Source organism: Bradyrhizobium sp. NBAIM03 (genome assembly GCF_020194055.1).
Lineage (GTDB): Bacteria > Pseudomonadota > Alphaproteobacteria > Rhizobiales > Xanthobacteraceae > Bradyrhizobium > Bradyrhizobium yuanmingense.
In genome coordinates, this window is record NZ_JADYVS010000017.1 from 1 (window position 1) to 16382 (window position 16382).

Below are 16382 nucleotides of genomic sequence, written 5' to 3' on the forward strand. Positions count from 1 at the left end.
GACTTCCCCTCACCCCAACCCTCTCCCCGCAAGCGGGGAGAGGGAGCGCACCTCCTGTAGGACTCCCCTATGCGTCTTCCCGACTCCGTCACGGGATCGTTTCTCGTCGCGCTCGGCGCGGCTGCCGCCTACGGCGGCTACATTCTGCCGCCGGTGCCGGGGCAGCCGGTCGGCCCCAATGTATTTCCGCTGGTGATCGGCTGCGGCCTTGCACTGTGCGGGCTCGCGATCGTGTTCGGCATCGGGCGCTCCTTCGAGGAGGAGGAAGAGCTGGTCCCGTTCGAGGACGGCCAGGCGGCTGCTCCGCCACCGCAGGGCAAGCTCTACGGCCTGCGCGCGCTGCTGCCGCCGGCGCTGCTGCTGTTCTACGTTCTTGCCGCCGACCGGCTCGGATTCGTCATCACCGCGGCGATCATGGTTTACGTGACCTCGACCGCGCTCGGGGCGAAATGGAAGCTGGCGCTGCCGCTCGCGGTGCTCTCGCCGTTCGCCATTCATCTCATCTTCGGCAAGCTGCTCCGCGTGCCGCTGCCGGTTGGCCTGCTGCCGACGCCCTGGTGATCGATGTTGAAGACCCTGATTGATGCGTTCGCGCTGATCTCCACCTGGGAGGTCATCATCTCCATGTTCGCAGCCTCCGTGTATGGGCTGGTGATCGGCTCGCTGCCGGGCCTGTCGGCGACGATGGCGACCGCCCTGCTCGTCCCGGTCACCTTCTATCTGTCACCGATCGCGGCGATCGCGACTATCGTCGCGGCGTCCTCGATGGCGATCTTCTCCGGCGACATTCCCGGCGCGCTGCTGCGTATCCCGGGCACGCCCGCATCCGCGGCTTACGCGGATGAAGCCTACGCCATGACGCGCAAGGGCCAGGCCGAGCTGGCGCTAGGGGCCGGCGTCTGGTTCTCCGCGGTCGGCGGCATCGCCGGCGTGCTGTCGCTGATGATCCTGGCGCCGCCGTTGGCCGAGATCGCGCTGTCGTTCTCGACCTTCGAGTATTTCTGGCTGGCGCTGCTCGGCCTGATGTGCGCCACCCTGGTGGCGCGTTCCTCCCCGGTGAAGGCGATCGCCGGCATGTTCATCGGCCTGCTCGTCGCCTGCATCGGCATCGAGAATCCCGGCGGCGTCCCGCGCTTCACCTTTGGGCTTACGGACCTGTTCGGCGGCATCGAGCCGATCCCGGCCCTCGTTGGCGTGTTCGCGGTGGCGCAGGTGATGCGCGCGATGCTGACGCCCGAGCCGCCGCCGCTGCCGCGGCGCAAATTCGGAAGCATCATGGCCGGCCAATGGAAGCTGACCAAGCTCTATCGCTGGCAGATGACGCGCGGGAACATCGTCGGCATCATCATCGGCGTGCTGCCCGGCGCCGGCGCCGACATGGCCGCCTGGGTCTCCTATGCGATGTCGAAGCGTTTCTCCAAGGAGCCGGAAAAGTTCGGCACCGGCCATGTCGAGGGCCTGGTCGAGGCCGGCGCCAGCAACAATGCCAGCATCGCCTCCGGCTGGGTGCCTTCGCTGCTGTTCGGCATCCCCGGCGACACCATCGCCGCGATCGCGATCGGCGTGCTCTACATGAAGGGCCTCAATCCCGGCCCGACGCTGTTCACCGAGAAGGCGTCGAGCATGTATGCGATCTACCTGATGTTCATCATCGCGAATATCTTGATGATCCCGCTCGGCATCGCGATGATCCGCGTCGCCACCTACATCCTGCTGGCACCGCGCTCGGCGATCATGCCGATCATCATGCTGTGCTGCGCGGTTGGCTCGTTCGCGATCGGCAACAACATGTTCGGCGTCGTCACCGTCGCCGCCTTCGGCGTGATCGGCTATGTCATGGAGACGAACGGCTATCCCGTCGCCGCCATGGTGCTCGGCATCGTCATGGGCACCATGGTGGAGCAGGCCTTCGTCACCTCGCTGATCAAGTCGGACGGCAGCATCTTGCCGTTCTTCGAGCGTCCGGTCGCGGCCATCCTCGCCGCGATGGCGATCGGCGCGCTGCTCTGGCCGGTCATGGTGTGGATCTGGCGCAAGGTGAAACAGCCGCAGACCGCCGCGGCAACGACCCGGTGATATCGGGCGGGCGGGCCTCGCCTGCCCCGCCGGGGCAGGCCGAGCAGGCCCGCTATCGCTGGGCCGGGCCCTCGCCCTGTGCTAATGTCCGGCCATGACCGAGGTCGCAGACATTCCACTCCAGACGATTGTCGGAAAGCTCCGAGAGCTTGCTCCCGCCTTGAGGGCTGCGGGCATCAATCGCCTGTTCCTGTTTGGGTCCCGAGCGCGCGGCGACGCGCGCCCCGACAGCGACCTCGATGTTCTGGTCGAGACGACCCCGCATGGGCAAGAGCCACGTTTCGATTACTTCAAGGCTGTAAAACTGATCGAGGATCACATCGGCCTCGAAACTCAAATATCGATGCGAAACTTACTGAAGCCCCGCATGGCAGAACGCATCGCCGACGATTTGGTCGAGGTATTCTGAATGCCGCCCACCGTCGAGGACCGGTTGCGAGACATTCTCGAGGCCATTGTCGAGATCGAGGCGTTGCTTGCGGGCTATGACTTCGCGCGATTCACCGCCGACAAGACCAGCCGTATGGCCACTGAACGCTATTTGGAAGTCATTTGCGAGGCCGCACGGCGGTTGCCCGACGAGATGAAGAAAGATGCGTCGAGCATAGATTGGCAAGCAATGGTGAATTTCGGCAATCGTTTGCGTCACGCCTATCATGCAACGGATGTTGGGATTGTATGGGCGATCGTTCAAGATCATCTCTCTCCATTGAAATCTTTCGTCGAAGGGCGCGTGCGACCGTCGAGTTGACGTGGACTCGCGCGCCCATAAGCAATGATGACTGTTCCCAAATCCACCGACATCAGATCCCTCGCCCGTGACCTTCGCGCCGGCAGTCGTGCGGCCCTCGCCCGGGCGATCACGCTGGCGGAGAGCCGGCGCGCCGACCATCAGGCGCTGGCCCGGGAGCTGGTGCAGATGCTGCTGCCCGACACCGGCAAGGCATATCGCGTCGGCATCACCGGCTCGCCCGGCGTCGGCAAATCCACCACGATCGATGCGTTGGGTACGTATCTCATCGAGCAGGGCCACAAGGTCGCGGTGCTCGCGGTCGATCCGTCCTCGGCGCGCAGCGGCGGCTCGATTCTCGGCGACAAGACCCGCATGGCGCGGCTGTCAGCCTCGAACGACGCCTTCATCCGACCCTCGCCGTCCTCGGGCACGCTTGGCGGTGTCGCGGCGAAGACGCGCGAGGCGATGCTGTTGTGCGAGGCCGCGGGCTTCGGCGTCGTGCTGGTGGAAACCGTCGGCATCGGCCAGTCCGAGACCGCCGTGTGCGACATGACCGACTTCTTCCTTGCCCTGATGCTGCCGGGCGGCGGCGACGAGCTGCAGGGCATCAAAAAGGGCCTGGTCGAGCTCGCCGACATGATCGCGATCAACAAGGCCGACGGCGACAATTTGAAGCGCGCCAAGATCACCGCGGCCGATTATCGCGGCGCGCTGCATATCTTGGCGCCGCGGTCCGAGCATTGGCATCCGCCGGTCGAGACCTATTCGGCGCTGACCGGCGACGGCATCGCAAAGATCTGGCAGAAGGTTCTGGATCACCGCAAGGCGATGAACGCCTCCGGCGATTTCGCCGCGCGGCGGCGCGAGCAGCAGGTGAAGTGGATGTGGTCGATGCTGGAGCAGCGCATGCTGGCACGGCTGCGCAGCGAGGCCTCGGTGCGGACCAAGGTTCGCAAGATCGAGGCCGAGGTCGCCGATGGCCATCTCACGCCGGCGCTCGCCGCTGATCAGATTCTGGAGTTGCTGCAATGAGCGACAAGCTCCGCATTCTTCTCACCGGCTTCGGCCCGTTTCCCGGTGCGCCCTATAATCCGACCCAGCCGCTGGTGGCGCGGCTGGCGCAATTGCGCCGGCCCGCGCTCGACGATGTCGTGCTCTCGAGCCACATCTTCCCGGTCACTTATGCCGCGGTCGACTGCCAATTGCCCGACGTGCTCGCTAGGCAAAAGCCCGACGCGCTGCTGATGTTCGGCCTCGCCGCCCGCACGCCTTATCTGCGCATCGAGACGCGGGCGCGCAACGCCGTCACCATGCTCTGGCCCGACGCCGCCAACACCCGCTCGACCAAGCGCGGCATCGCCGGCCATGCCGACGCGATGATGTTCGGCCCGCACACCGCAAGGCTGCTGCGCGCCGCGCGACTCACCGGCATCGACGCGCGTCCCTCGCGCGACGCCGGCGCCTATCTCTGCAACTACTTAAGCTGGCGCGCGATCGAGCGCGTGAAGGCGGGGGGACCCAGGCTTGCGGCGTTCATCCACATTCCGCTGCTCGCGCGCAGCGGCGGCGTGCGCCGCAAGGGCGCATCCCGCATCACGCTGGAGGAACTGGTGGATGCGGGGGAAGCGATGCTGATGGAGATGGTGCAGTTGGCACGCAAGGCGCGCGCTTCGTAGGGTGGATTAGCAAAGCGTAATCCACCTCATCTCCATCAACGGTTCCGTACTCGCGGTGACATGGTGGGTTATGCCTACGGCTAACCCACCCTACGCACCGTCTTTTGCGTAAACATTTAACCCTACCGCGAACAATCCTCACGGTCCTCGCCCTGCTGCGCTACGAAACCGCTGCGGACACCTCCCGCGTCCGCCGGAGGACGCGTCATGAACCTCAATCGCCGTCATCTCATCGGGGCTTCGACCGCGGGCATTGCCGGTGCGCTGGCCATGCCGGCCGATGCCGCGCGCGCCGCGCCGCTAACGTCGCTGCTCGGCCGCGATGCTACGCAATATGGTGTGCGGCCCGGCAGCAGCGAGGACCAGACCCGCGCGCTGCAGCGTGCCATCGACGAGGCCGCGCGGGCGCAATTGCCACTCGCCTTGCCACCCGGCGTGTACAGGACCGGTCTGTTGCGGCTGCCGAACGGCGCGCAGCTGATCGGCGTGCGCGGCGCGACCAAGCTCGTCTTCACCGGCGGCGCCTCGGCGATCCAGAGCGACGGCTCCGATGCGATCGGCCTCACCGGCATCACCTTCGACGGCGGCGGCATCCCGCTGCCGACACGGCGCGGCCTGATCCACGCCCTCGGCGGGCGCGACGTGCGCATCAGCGAATGCGCTATCACGAGCTCGGGCGGCAGCGGCATCTGGCTCGAGCAGGTCGCGGGCGACATCTCCGGCAATATCTTCACCGACATCGCGGTGACAGCGGTCGTGTCGTTCGACGCCAGGGGCCTCAGCGTCTGCCGCAACACGATTCTCGGCACCAACGACAACGGGATCGAGATCCTGCGCACCGCGATCGGCGATGACGGCACGCTGGTCGCCGACAACCGCATCGAGAACATCAAGGCCGGCCCCGGCGGCTCGGGCCAGTTCGGCAATGCCATCAACGCCTTTCGCGCCAGCAACGTGATCGTGCGCGGCAACCGTATCAGGAATTGCGACTATTCGGCGGTGCGCGGCAACTCGGCTTCGAACATCCACATCAGTGGCAACAGCGTCAGCGACGTGCGCGAGGTCGCGCTCTATTCCGAGTTCGCATTCGAGGCCGCGGTGATCGCCAACAACATCGTGGACGGCGCGGCCGTCGGCGTCTCGGTCTGTAATTTCAACGAGGGCGGCCGCATCGCGGTGGTCCAGGGCAACATCATCCGCAACCTGATCCCGAAGCGGCCGATCGGCACCGTGCCCGACGATGATGCCGGCGTCGGCATCTACATCGAGGCGGATTCTTCGGTGACCGGCAACGTGATCGAGAACGCGCCGTCCTACGGCATCGTCGCCGGCTGGGGCAGATATCTGCGCGACGTCGCGATCACGGGCAACGTGATCCGTAAGGCGCTGGCCGGCGTCGGCGTCTCCGTCGTGCCGGGCGCCGGCACCGCGCTGGTCAACAACAACATGATCTCCGAGACGCCGCGCGGCGCCGTGGTCGGCCTCGATCACGCCCGCGCGGTGACGTCGGATCTATCGGCCGAAGGCGCACAACGTTTTGCGCAGCTGGTGGTCGGCGGCAATGCGGTGCGGCGCTAGAAGGCGTTCCGCAGCAGCGGGTACTTCGCTTCCAGGCCGTCGAGGCTGAAAGTGAATTCGACGACGCGCTCGGGGGCGGCGACGATTTCCTCGGCGGGCGGGGCGAACTGCGGCAGGAGCGCCGCCATCGCTGCGGGCGCGGTCTTCGGCGGCTTCGCGGCAGGCACCGGCGGCCTCACTTCCGGCGCGGCGAATGGCCGTGTTGCGGCCGGCTCCGCGAGCGGCGATCTCACGGCAGGCGCAGTGAACGGTGCCTTCGCAGCGGGTGCCCTCAGCGGCGGCATCTCGGCAGGCGCGGTGAACGACGGCCAAGCTACGGGCATAGCAAGCGGCGCGATCGGGGCTTCGGTGATCTCCGCGAGCACGTCGGGCTTCGGATCGAGCCTGACCGGCGTGGTGGTCTCGGGGACGATGTGAACGGCCTTGGGCTGCATCGTTTGCGCCTGCTGCTCGCGCGGCGCCATGCGAGGCATCGTCGCCGGCGACCAACCGAATGCCGGCGTCACGCTCGCAGCCGCCTCGGCGACATCCGCGCCGGTCGCAAGCGCGCGCCAAGTCTGGACGGCGCGCTTGGCTTCCTGGATGTTTTCGAGGAAGGCGATCTCAGAATGATAGCGGCGCCAGCGGCCGGTCTCAAACATCTCGGAGAGATGTTGCAGGCGCTGCTCGGCGAGAGCGCACCAGCGCGCTGCGATTTGGCGGCTGCCGGCCGCGTCGCGAACGAACTCTTCGCGAGCAAATTCTTGGCGATGTGTCATGAACCAGCCCGTCAGGAGAAAACACGGACGCGGGGGACGCAACGCACACGAATCAATTTAGACGCGACATGAATATTTTGTGGAAAAGTTTTGACTTGTCCAGCAACGACGCGGCATTCGTCGTCAAACACCGTAGTCGTGCGGTGATTTTCCGTGTTTTCGAGTCAAGCTTCGCACAAGCATGACGGAGTTGCGGCGGGACTCGCTCGCGACGGCGACCGAGGCCACGGCGACCTTCAACTGCAAGCTGAACGGATGCGAAGCTTCGAAAAACGGACGCCAGAATCTTGTCTTGACGCGTTTTCTTCACGCGAACCGGCACCCACTTCGCTCGAAAACGCTCTGAAAAGAAGAGACCCGTCCGGGGGGACAACCGGACGGGTCGAGCCATATGGGCGCTTGGGGTGGATGGGCGCTCGCGCCTGATATGACTGATGGGGAGGGATGACCGCTCCCACATCAGTTGGTCGGGGCAGCGGGCTGAACGTTCAATCCGGGGTTCGCTTTTTTGACGCCGTCCCGTCGCGCAGATTTGTCGCGACCGCTATCGCGCCGCCGGCCTATCTGCCTGAGAAACCGCGGATTTATCCTCCGCGCTCGACAGCGAGGTTTGCTCGATCGCGCGTGCGCCGGGCTCCTCGCGACGCTTCGGAGCATCTTCACGTTTTGTTGTACCGGGGGCAGCAGCGACCGGCGTCGCGCTGTCGGCAGGAACAGCCATGACGGCGGCAAACGCGTCGGCCTGGCCGTCGCCGAAGAGGTCGTCGCGCCCGGGAGAGCCGAGGTCGCGTGCGGTCTTGACCAGCGTCATGCGCAGCGCTTCCGGCTTGAGTGTGTGGTTGCGCTCGAGCAGCAGCGCCGCGACGCCTGAGACATAGGCGGCCGAGAACGAGGTTCCCGACGTCACCTGGTATTTGCCGTCGGGTGCCGGCAGGAAGATGTCGACGCCGGGGGCCGCGACGGCGATGTAGTTGCCGCGGTTGGAGGCGGAGAACAGCCTGTCCTGCCGATCCGTCGCACTGACCGCAATCACGTTGGGGTTGGCCGCCGGATAGAGCGGCGGCGATTTCGCCCCGGCATTGCCGGCGGCGGCGATCAGAATGAGACCACGCGCGGCCGTCGCCGCGATCGCGCGCTCGATCACCGCGTCCTTCGGACCGGCAAAGCTCATGTTGACGATCTGCGCGCCGTGCTCGGCGGCGTAATTCAGGGAACGCAGGATGATATAGGACGAGCTCTCTGCACCGCCATTGGCACCGCCGAAGGCGCGGATGGCGATGATGCGGGCCTCGGGGGCGCTGCCCATCAGACGGGCATGGGCCGCGATCGCCCCGGCGATGCCGGTGCCATGGACGTGCGGCCCTTCGGCACTGCCGAGCGCGTCGAAATTGTCGGCGATGGAATTGGCGAGCTCTGGATGCCGGGCGTCGATGCCGGAATCGATTACCGCGATCGTGACGTTGGCCCCATGCGCCAACGTATGCGCCTGCGGCAGGCGCAGCTTTGCCAGCGCGTATTGCGCAGGATCGCCCTCGGTGGCGGCCGACGATTTCTGGTCCTGGAGCACGTAGCGGAAGTTCGGCTGCAGCGAGCGCACGCTGCCGTCGGCCGCGAATTCGCGCCGCACGGTCTCATAGGGCCGGCCGTCGGCGATGCGGAACAGGCCGAACGTGGCTCCGATCAGCGGGAAATTCTCGGAAGCGAGGCGGGTCAGGCCGTGGCGACGCGCCAGCTCGTCGGCCTCGGCCGTCGACAGCGCGCCGTCGATCTCGGCGACGAATTCGCCTGCGAAGCTGCGCGAGGTCAGCACCACCGGCGTGTTGTTCCCACGCCCTTTGCCGGCGCTCTTCTTGCCGGATTTTCCGGTGCCCTCGCCGCCCGCGTTCGGCTGCGCCAGACATTCGCCGTCGGCACTGCGATAGGCTGCGGTGCAGGCCGGATAGAGATTCGGCGAGTAACGCGCATGGGGCAGCACCGGCGTCGTCGGCCGGATGCGCGACGTCGTGGGAATGCTCGCCATCGTCCGCGGGCCGCGGCCAACGCTCACCGCGCGCGCAGCGATGTTCGGGCTGACCCGCGGGGTGATGTTTGGAGAGACGGTCGGCGTGCGCGAGGGAACGCTGATCGTCGGCGTGCGCATGATCGCCTGCGCCTGCGCAAGCTCCACGCCGAAACAGAAGGCGACCAGAAGCGCAACGCCGACGGATGAAGCGCGAGCCCCAGTGCGCACCCTGCTCTCGGATTTGCCCGTCATTGGCTCGGCGGCGCGCCTAGGGCGCCGCGACGGCGAGGTTGACGAACTTCTCGCGCTGCATCCTGCCGAGCAGCGAAGCGAGTTCGTCCTGGCCCATCGCCTTGTCGAACTGGAGGCGGAACATGCCGCCCTTGGCATCGCCGATGATCGAAGCCTGGTAGCTGTCGAGCAGCGCGGTGATGTCGGCGACGCGCGCCTCAGGGGTGAAGCGCACCAGCGCGCGCGCCGGCGCGGCGGCGCTACCAAGCTCGCGCGTGATCGGTGCGCTGGTCGAGAGCGAAGCGGTTTGGAAGGTCGCCGGCTGGTTCTTCATCAGCACGGCGCCGATGATGCCGGCCTGCAGCACGAGCGCGACGGCACCGAGGCTCGCCGACCACGCCAGCGTGCGCGGCGACAAGCTCGCGAAGAAGGTCGAGATACGCGCCGACAGCGGCAGCGAGCCGCTCGCCCTCGCCGGCTCGGCATCGATCGCGGCGAACAGCTTCTGCATCGCGCGCGCCGACGGAGCGCCCAAGCTCTCGTTCAGATGAATGGTCTCTTCGTACTCGCCGCGGATCGCCGCATATTGCTTCGCCAGGTCCGGATCGCGCGCCAGCGCTTCCTCGACACGGCGCGCATCGCGCGCGTTCAGCGTGCCGGCAGCGTGCCAGGGCAGCAGCAGTTCAATTTCACTGGGCTCTTGCTCCAGCATCTTCTTGCTCAAAGCCATCATGGCCAGCCTCGCTCGACGCCGGCTGCCTTCAGCAGTTCGGCCAGTTTCTTGCGCGCATAGAACAAGCGCGTCTTCACAGTGTTCTCTGGTATCCCGACGATTTCGGCCACCTCTTCCACGGACTTCTCGTGGTAGTAGACGAGATCGACGATTTCCCGATGATCCGGCGAGAGGCCCGTCAGACACTCCCGCAACGCCTCACTGGTATCCTTCTTCTGCACCACCGTTTCCGGATCGTCGGACGTATCCTCGATCGCGTTGGCGGCGTCTTCGTCCAGCTCGAAATCCTTCCTGCGCCGGAGCGCAGACAGGGCCTTGAATCGGGTGATTGCCAGCAGCCAGGTGGAAACGGCAGATCGGCCCTCGAATTTGCCCGCTTGACGCCAGACGTCGAGAAACACCTCGCTGATGAGGTCTTCCGCCGCCTGCTCGTCCCGCACGAGCCTCAGCCCGAACCGGTAAACCCTGACATGGTGCCGCCCGTACAGCACCTGCATGGCGAGCCGGTCACCTTGAGCGATCCTGGCGATCAGGATCTCGTCTGAAGCCGCCTGTGTCGCGCTCAATGGCCGTCTCGCAAGGTTGGTCGGGTCGATGCGGTGGCCGGTTCGATGTGGGGGGCAAAATTGTTGAACCTACCGCAGTCATACGGGGGCTTGTGTGAGCTACCCCACATCCGGGCATTTTTCTTGTCCCACCCGTGGTGGTCAGCGTCGCTCATCCGGATCGGTACCATAATACTGCGATATTCCCTGCGGAATGCCTGCCCGGACATAGGCAGCCCGGCCTCATCCGGTTCCATAGCAGCCCCGCACCACCTTTGTCGCGCCAAGCCTCGCTTCGGCTCGACCGCAGCGCACACGATGCGTGATCATTGGTAAAATTCTCACGCTAGATGATCGCCTTGTTCCCTGCTGCACGGTTCGGATTCGATTTCAAAGGATACCAAACCTAAAGGCTTGCCACGTAGGTTTTTACGCTGACATCCACCATTGGCGGGACCATGGGTACGGCCGCGACGTCCTTTCCAGAGAGGAATGCCGCAGAGGTCGCGGATCTCGTCCTTGCGCCCGAGACGACGGCGCCCGAGGTCAGGGCGCGCCGCGTCTGGCAGCGTCGCCAGATGTATATCGGCCAGGTCGCGAGCTACTCGCTGGGCGGCGCGGTCCTGCTGCTCTACGCCTATGACGGCGCGGTCTCCATGGCCGTTCCGACGCTGTTCTGGGTCGGCGGCCTTCTGATCATCGGGACTTTCACGGTGCTGTCGGAGGCCGGTTTCGGCGACCGTTTCGACGATCATTACCTCACCGTCTATCAGATCTCGGCGCATATGGCGCTGCAACTGGTGTTCCTGCTCGCGGTGCCCACCATCGGGGTCGCGTTCCTTGCCGTATTGTTTCTGATCTTCGCGTTCGGCACGCTGCGGATGACGTCGAGCCAGGCCATGCTCACCTGGGGCCTCGCCACCTGCGGGCTCACCGTGGTGTTCCTGGGGTCGGACCTGCCGATCGGACTGCCGGTCGCGACCCGGCTGCAGCGGACCGCCTCGATGCTCTGCTTCGTGCTGGTGATCGGGCAGTGCGCCTTCCTCGGCCTGTTCGGCGCCACGTTACGCAAGATCCTGTACAAGCGCAGCATCGAATTGAAGGCCGCCTATCGACGCATCGAGGAACTGGCCGAGCTCGACGAGCTCACCGGCTCCTACAACCGCCGCTGCATCATGCGGCTTCTCGACACCGAGATCGAAAAGTCGCGGCGGGGATCCACGCCCTTCGCGATCGCGCTGATCGATCTCGACTGGTTCAAGCGCATCAACGACGCTTACGGCCATCCCATTGGCGATGAGGTGCTGCGCACCTTCGCGATCACCATTTTCGCCAACATCCGCCCGGCCGACAGTTTCGGCCGCTACGGCGGCGAGGAGTTTCTGCTGCTGCTGCCGGATACGTCGGGTGACGTCGCGCTCCGCACGCTCGAGCGCCTGCGCGGCATCGTCGCCGATCTCGACTGGGGCGCGTTCTCCCCCAGCATGCGGGTGACCATTTCCGCGGGCGTCGTGACGCTGCGCGACGTCGATACTGCCGACACGTTTCTCGCGCGCGCCGACAGCGCGCTCTATTCCGCCAAGGCGCAAGGGCGCAACTGCATTGCAGCGAGCTGACCGATCCTTTTTGCTCCGGCGCGACAGAAGCCGCTGCCGGACCGACCGCTCCAGGACAGAGCAATGAGATCCAATTCCGCAAGACCATCCGAAAGCCTGCTCGAGGAGTTGCAGGCTGCCCTCTCGCACGGCACCGTCGCGCGCCGGGTGGAGACGCTCCGCCGCGTCACCGATCTCTTCGTGGGCAACGCGGTCGACTATTCCGACGACCATATCCGCGTGTTCGACGACGTGTTCCAGTGCCTGATCGAGCAGATCGAGACGTCGGCCAAGGCGCTGCTCGCCGAGCGGCTCGCGCCGATCGCGGCTGCGCCGCCGCAGATCATCCGCACGCTCGCGCTCGACGAGGTGATCGAAGTCTCCGGCCCCGTGCTGTCGAAGTCGGAGCGGCTGGATGAGGCAACATTGGTCGAGATTGCGCGCACCAGGGACCAGGCGCATCTCAAGGCGATCTCGCTGCGGCGGACGCTGTCGGAAGCGCTGACCGACGTGCTGGTGGCGCGGGGCAATGAGGACGTGGTGCAGTCGACGGCCGGCAATCCGGGCGCGCGGTTCTCGGAGGAGAGTCTCGCCGACCTCGTCGTCCGCGCCGAGCGCGACGACGACCTCGCCGGCTGCATCGGCCTGCGGCCCGACCTGCCGCGCCATCACTATCTGAGGCTGGTCGCCAAGGCATCCTCGAGCGTGCGCAGGAAGCTCGCGACTGCGCATCCCGAGCTCGCGGACGAGGTGTCGAGGGCCGTCGAGGAAGCGGCCCAACGGGTTCGCGCCGTCGCCAGGACGAAACAGACGGAGATGGCTCGCGCGCTGGTGAAGTCGCTGCACGAGGACGGCCGCCTCAACGAGCTCCAGGTCGCCACCTTCGCCGAGCAGGGCAAGTTCGACGAGACGAACGCGGCGCTGGCCGCGCTCGCGGGGATCGCGGTCGAGACGGCGGAGACCATGATGATCGAGAGCCGCACCGAAGGCGTGATGATCCTCGCCAAGGCCGCGGGCATGCAATGGTCGAGCGTGCGCGCCATCATCGCCTTGCGCGAGAAGCTCTCCGGCGGGTCGCAGACCGACATGCTGAAGCTGCGCGACACCTATGAGGCGCTGCGCCCATCGACCGCGCAACAGGTGCTGCGCTTCCACCGCATGCAGTTGCACGCGACGCCGGCGGCATGAAGCCGGCGCGACTAAAGCGCGATGAGATTTCGATGGATCGTCATCGCGCTTTAGGTTGTTGGTTGCGCGTGATCTTTCCGGAAAACCGCTTCGCACTTTTCCGGATCATGCTTTAATACCGCAAGACCCTCGATCCGACCGCCGCGCCGATCGCCGTCACCAGCGCGGTCGCGAGCGTGTACCAGGTCGCGACGAACAGCGGGGAATCGTCGGTGCAGTGCGAGGCATAGAGGGTCGCCGCAAGTCCCGCCGACACCAGCCCTGCGAGCGCTCCGGCGAGCGCGGGACTAGACGGCGCGCCGTGGCGCAGGCCGAACAGCGCCCCCGCAAGCAGCGGCAGCGCCATTGCGGGGATCGCGACCATGCAGACCCTGGAGTTCTTACCCACCAGGCGCATCGTCATCGGCATCGCCGGCGCCATCATCGCCTCGCTGCCAATCGCCACGGCGAGCAGCCCGACGGGAAGCAGCAGCAGCCAGCCCCAGCCGCGCAGCAGGGCTTCGGGACGCGACAAATGAAGGCTGACGATGATGGCGGGGATCGCGAGCGACAACGTCACCGCGAACTTCATGTCGAAGAACGGGTTGCGCATGGCGCTCATGACGTCGGCGCGCACGCCGAAGAACGTCACAAAGATCAGGATCGACAACGGCGCAGCCACCAGCAGCGCCATGCTCAGCACGGCGCCGACGCGGGGCGCGCGGTGCGGATTGTCGGCGGCGAGCGAGCGAATGAGTTGATCGGTGTCCATGATCAATGGTCCCGCAATTTGGCGGTCAGCGCCGCAAGTCCGCGATGCAGCGCGACCCGGACCGCACCCTCGCTCATCGACAACCTTGCCGCCGTATCCTTGATCGAGGCGGCCTCGACCGCGATCGATTGCAGCACGTCACGCTGACGCTGCGGCAGGGTTCCGAGCTGGGCGGCGACCTCGCCGGCTGAAGCGGTGTCCTGCGGCGCCTCGCCCGGCAGCGTCTCGGCGAAATCGTCGATGTTGACGAACACGCGCCTGCCGCGCCGCCGGAGCGCATCGATCAGCTTGTTGCGGCCGATCGCAAACAGCCAGGGCGCGAAGGGGGCTTCGCTGTCCCAGGTATGCCGCTTCAGATGTACCGCCAACAGAATCTCCTGCACGATATCCTCGGCCTGGTCGGGCGGCTGACCCGCCCGCGCCAAGCCACGCCTCGCGGCGGCCCGCAGCACCGGCGCGACTGCCTTCAACAGACGATGATACGCCGCATCATCGCCAGCCATGGCCGACCGCATCAGGCCGGTCCACTCGTCCTCACGTCCGCGCACGCGCGCCCCTCACCATGCAATTCGGCCGCTCTTTCAATTTGTTACGCGGGCGCCAAACATATCACGAATTCGTGATCAAGATCCGGGCCGCGCGACCGATGCGGCCGCAAACATCTGCGACGGCTCTTAACACCGATCGGTGCGTCCTGCATCGGGCGGGCGGCTGCGGGAGGGGTCTGCCGCGTTTTTGCCCGGTGTAGCCCGAAGATTCCCATTTTCTGCCCCGCTGTCGTCACGCCCCGGGGTCTCTGTTCGCTGCCGGGACGGGCGGAATTGGGGAGATCGTCGACATGATGAAAACCAGCGCGCGCGCGGCCCTGATCGTTTTGGCCGGGCTTGTCTTGCTATCCGGGGGCCTCGCACAGGCGGCGCCGAACTCGGCCGCAGGCAACAAATCGGAGAGCGCCGACAAAGGGGCCGATACGGCCAAGCACCGGCGCCAAGACTCGCGCCGCACCGACAGCAGGAAGACGGGGCAGAAATCCGAGGACAAGGCCGACAAGAAGGACACGGCGGCCAAGCCCGACGAAGCCAAGAACGACAAGGCCGACAGTCAGGTCCCGGCCTCGAGCCAGCTGGCTCCGGAGGTCGCCAACGCCAATGCGCAGCTCGCCGCCGACACGCCGACTGCCGCGGCAGCCTCCGCGATGACGAACCGCGCCAACGACAACGTCCAGGCAGCCGCCGATAATACCAGCGCCGAGAGCCCCGAAAGCCAGGTCGTCGCGCCCGATCAACTCAACGACATCGATCGGGCCTTGCAGGAGACCCGGCCGCCGCAGAAGGCGGTGATCGCCGCAACCGAGGCGCAGCCGCGGCCGGCGCCGGTGATGGCCAGCAGCCAGCAGAGCTCGGCCTGGGACCAGAGCTCCCTGATCGGCAAGATCTTCATCGGCGTCGGCACATTGCTGACCCTGGCCTCCGCCGCGCGCATGTTCATGGCCTGATGGCCGGTTCCGCCGGGACGCGACCCCGCGCGCGTCCCGCGTCCGGCCCCCTTGAAGGCATCCGCGCCAGCGGGCACATTGCCCGCTCAATCGAAAGCGTGGGTGGAGCATGAGCACGTTCGAACACATCATCGTCGAGAGCGTCGGCGCGGTCGGCATCGTCAAGCTGAACCGGCCGAAGATGCTCAACGCGCTCTCGTTCGGCGTCTTCCGCGAGATCGCAGCTGCGGTCGACGATCTCGAGGCCGATGACGCCATCGGCTGCATCGTCGTGACCGGCAACGAGAAGGCCTTTGCCGCCGGCGCCGACATCAAGGAGATGCAGCCCAAGGGCTTCATCGACATGTTCTCCGAGGATTTCGCCGCGATCGGGGGCGACCGCATCGCGCGCTGTCGCAAGCCAACCATCGCCGCGGTCGCCGGCTACGCGCTCGGCGGCGGCTGCGAGCTCGCCATGATGTGCGATTTCATCATCGCCGCCGACACCGCGAAGTTCGGCCAGCCCGAGATCACGCTCGGCACCATTCCCGGCATCGGCGGCACCCAGCGGCTGACGCGCGCGATCGGCAAGTCCAAGGCCATGGACCTCTGCCTCACCGGCCGGATGATGGACGCCGCCGAAGCCGAGCGCTCCGGCCTGGTCAGCCGTATCGTACCCGCCGACAAGCTGATGGACGAGGTCATGGCGGCCGCCGAGAAGATCGCCGCGATGTCGCGCCCTGCGGCCGCGATGGCCAAGGAAGCGGTGAACCGCGCCTTCGAGACCACGCTCTCCGAAGGCATGAGCGTCGAACGCAACCTGTTCCATTCGACCTTCGCGCTCGAGGACCGCTCGGAGGGCATGGCGGCGTTCATCGAGAAGCGCAAGCCTGTGAACAAGAACCGGTAGCGCACGAGCCGGTCAGGCCGGTGTAAGGCTCTGGCGCTTTCCCGCGCACAGCCTGTGACGCGCCTGCAACAAGCACGGAATACATGGGAGTTTTGCCCGCGGCAGTTTGCCTGCGGGACCTCGGCTGGCTAA

At 66.2% G+C, this 16382-nt stretch carries 17 protein-coding genes; 11 read left to right on the forward strand and 6 right to left on the reverse strand.

From position 1 onward, the window contains the following. Positions 1 to 69 precede the first annotated feature (69 nt). The 7 genes from I6F21_RS23925 (at position 70) to I6F21_RS23955 (ending at position 6063) form a co-directional block, all read left to right on the forward strand. Complete coding sequence (locus tag I6F21_RS23925) at positions 70 to 561, forward strand: tripartite tricarboxylate transporter TctB family protein (RefSeq protein ID WP_074447490.1); 492 nt, start codon at positions 70 to 72, stop codon at positions 559 to 561. A gap of 3 nt (positions 562 to 564) precedes the next feature. Next, on the forward strand, positions 565 to 2076 hold the full coding sequence (locus I6F21_RS23930) for a tripartite tricarboxylate transporter permease (RefSeq protein WP_057027170.1): 1512 nt from the start codon (positions 565 to 567) through the stop codon (positions 2074 to 2076). Between the two features lie 94 nt (positions 2077 to 2170). Further along, positions 2171 to 2485, forward strand: coding sequence for a nucleotidyltransferase domain-containing protein (locus I6F21_RS23935; protein ID WP_036006010.1), 315 nt, complete (start codon positions 2171 to 2173; stop codon positions 2483 to 2485). Then, positions 2486 to 2827 carry a DUF86 domain-containing protein gene (locus I6F21_RS23940; protein ID WP_057027168.1) on the forward strand — a complete coding sequence of 114 codons (342 nt, stop codon included), beginning with the start codon at positions 2486 to 2488 and terminating at the stop codon, positions 2825 to 2827. A 27-nt stretch (positions 2828 to 2854) separates the two neighbouring features. Further along, the gene (meaB, locus tag I6F21_RS23945) at positions 2855 to 3841 is read left to right on the forward strand and encodes a methylmalonyl Co-A mutase-associated GTPase MeaB (RefSeq protein WP_225139718.1); all 987 of its coding nucleotides are present in this window, start codon (positions 2855 to 2857) and stop codon (positions 3839 to 3841) included. Beyond that, positions 3838 to 4485 (forward strand): pyroglutamyl-peptidase I, encoded by a 648-nt coding sequence (locus I6F21_RS23950; RefSeq protein WP_225139505.1) that lies wholly within the window; start codon positions 3838 to 3840, stop codon positions 4483 to 4485. The genes meaB and I6F21_RS23950 overlap by 4 nt, the downstream gene beginning before the upstream one ends. Positions 4486 to 4692: 207 nt before the next feature. Then, positions 4693 to 6063, forward strand: a complete 1371-nt coding sequence (locus I6F21_RS23955) for a TIGR03808 family TAT-translocated repetitive protein (protein WP_225139506.1) — start codon at positions 4693 to 4695, stop codon at positions 6061 to 6063. On the opposite strand, the gene I6F21_RS23960 is transcribed toward I6F21_RS23955, so the two are convergent. The 4 genes from I6F21_RS23960 to I6F21_RS23975 form a co-directional block, all read right to left on the reverse strand. Beyond that, positions 6060 to 6821 (reverse strand): TIGR03809 family protein, encoded by a 762-nt coding sequence (locus I6F21_RS23960; RefSeq protein WP_225139507.1) that lies wholly within the window; start codon positions 6819 to 6821, stop codon positions 6060 to 6062. The two genes, I6F21_RS23955 and I6F21_RS23960, sit on opposite strands and share 4 nt — an antisense overlap. Before the next feature lie 544 nt (positions 6822 to 7365). Continuing rightward, positions 7366 to 9075 carry a S8 family serine peptidase gene (locus I6F21_RS23965; RefSeq protein ID WP_225139508.1) on the reverse strand — a complete coding sequence of 570 codons (1710 nt, stop codon included), beginning with the start codon at positions 9073 to 9075 and terminating at the stop codon, positions 7366 to 7368. A 16-nt stretch (positions 9076 to 9091) separates the two neighbouring features. Then, a complete protein-coding gene (locus I6F21_RS23970) occupies positions 9092 to 9787 on the reverse strand; it encodes a hypothetical protein (protein ID WP_036023136.1) in 696 nt (231 codons plus the stop codon). Then, positions 9784 to 10353, reverse strand: a complete 570-nt coding sequence (locus I6F21_RS23975; protein WP_036006024.1) for a sigma-70 family RNA polymerase sigma factor — start codon at positions 10351 to 10353, stop codon at positions 9784 to 9786. Before I6F21_RS23975 ends, I6F21_RS23970 begins: the two co-directional genes overlap by 4 nt. Positions 10354 to 10790: 437 nt before the next feature. Here I6F21_RS23975 and I6F21_RS23980 point away from each other — a divergent pair, with 437 nt between their 5' ends. Together I6F21_RS23980 and I6F21_RS23985 are read left to right on the forward strand one after the other, a co-directional pair. After that, positions 10791 to 11948 (forward strand): GGDEF domain-containing protein, encoded by a 1158-nt coding sequence (locus tag I6F21_RS23980; RefSeq protein ID WP_225139509.1) that lies wholly within the window; start codon positions 10791 to 10793, stop codon positions 11946 to 11948. A 63-nt stretch (positions 11949 to 12011) separates the two neighbouring features. Next, positions 12012 to 13115, forward strand: coding sequence for a DUF2336 domain-containing protein (locus tag I6F21_RS23985; protein ID WP_225139510.1), 1104 nt, complete (start codon positions 12012 to 12014; stop codon positions 13113 to 13115). Between the two features lie 112 nt (positions 13116 to 13227). Here I6F21_RS23985 and I6F21_RS23990 read toward each other — a convergent pair whose 3' ends face one another. Beyond that, the gene (locus tag I6F21_RS23990; RefSeq protein WP_036023131.1) at positions 13228 to 13866 is read right to left on the reverse strand and encodes a DUF1109 domain-containing protein; all 639 of its coding nucleotides are present in this window, start codon (positions 13864 to 13866) and stop codon (positions 13228 to 13230) included. A 2-nt stretch (positions 13867 to 13868) separates the two neighbouring features. After that, positions 13869 to 14414 (reverse strand): sigma-70 family RNA polymerase sigma factor, encoded by a 546-nt coding sequence (locus I6F21_RS23995; protein WP_036006032.1) that lies wholly within the window; start codon positions 14412 to 14414, stop codon positions 13869 to 13871. Between the two features lie 290 nt (positions 14415 to 14704). Between I6F21_RS23995 and I6F21_RS24000 the strand changes: the two genes are divergently transcribed. After that, a complete protein-coding gene (locus I6F21_RS24000) occupies positions 14705 to 15361 on the forward strand; it encodes a hypothetical protein (protein WP_109144412.1) in 657 nt (218 codons plus the stop codon). A gap of 109 nt (positions 15362 to 15470) precedes the next feature. Continuing rightward, entirely contained in the window at positions 15471 to 16250 is a 780-nt protein-coding gene (locus I6F21_RS24005; RefSeq protein ID WP_036006037.1) for an enoyl-CoA hydratase, read from the forward strand. Positions 16251 to 16382 lie beyond the last annotated feature (132 nt).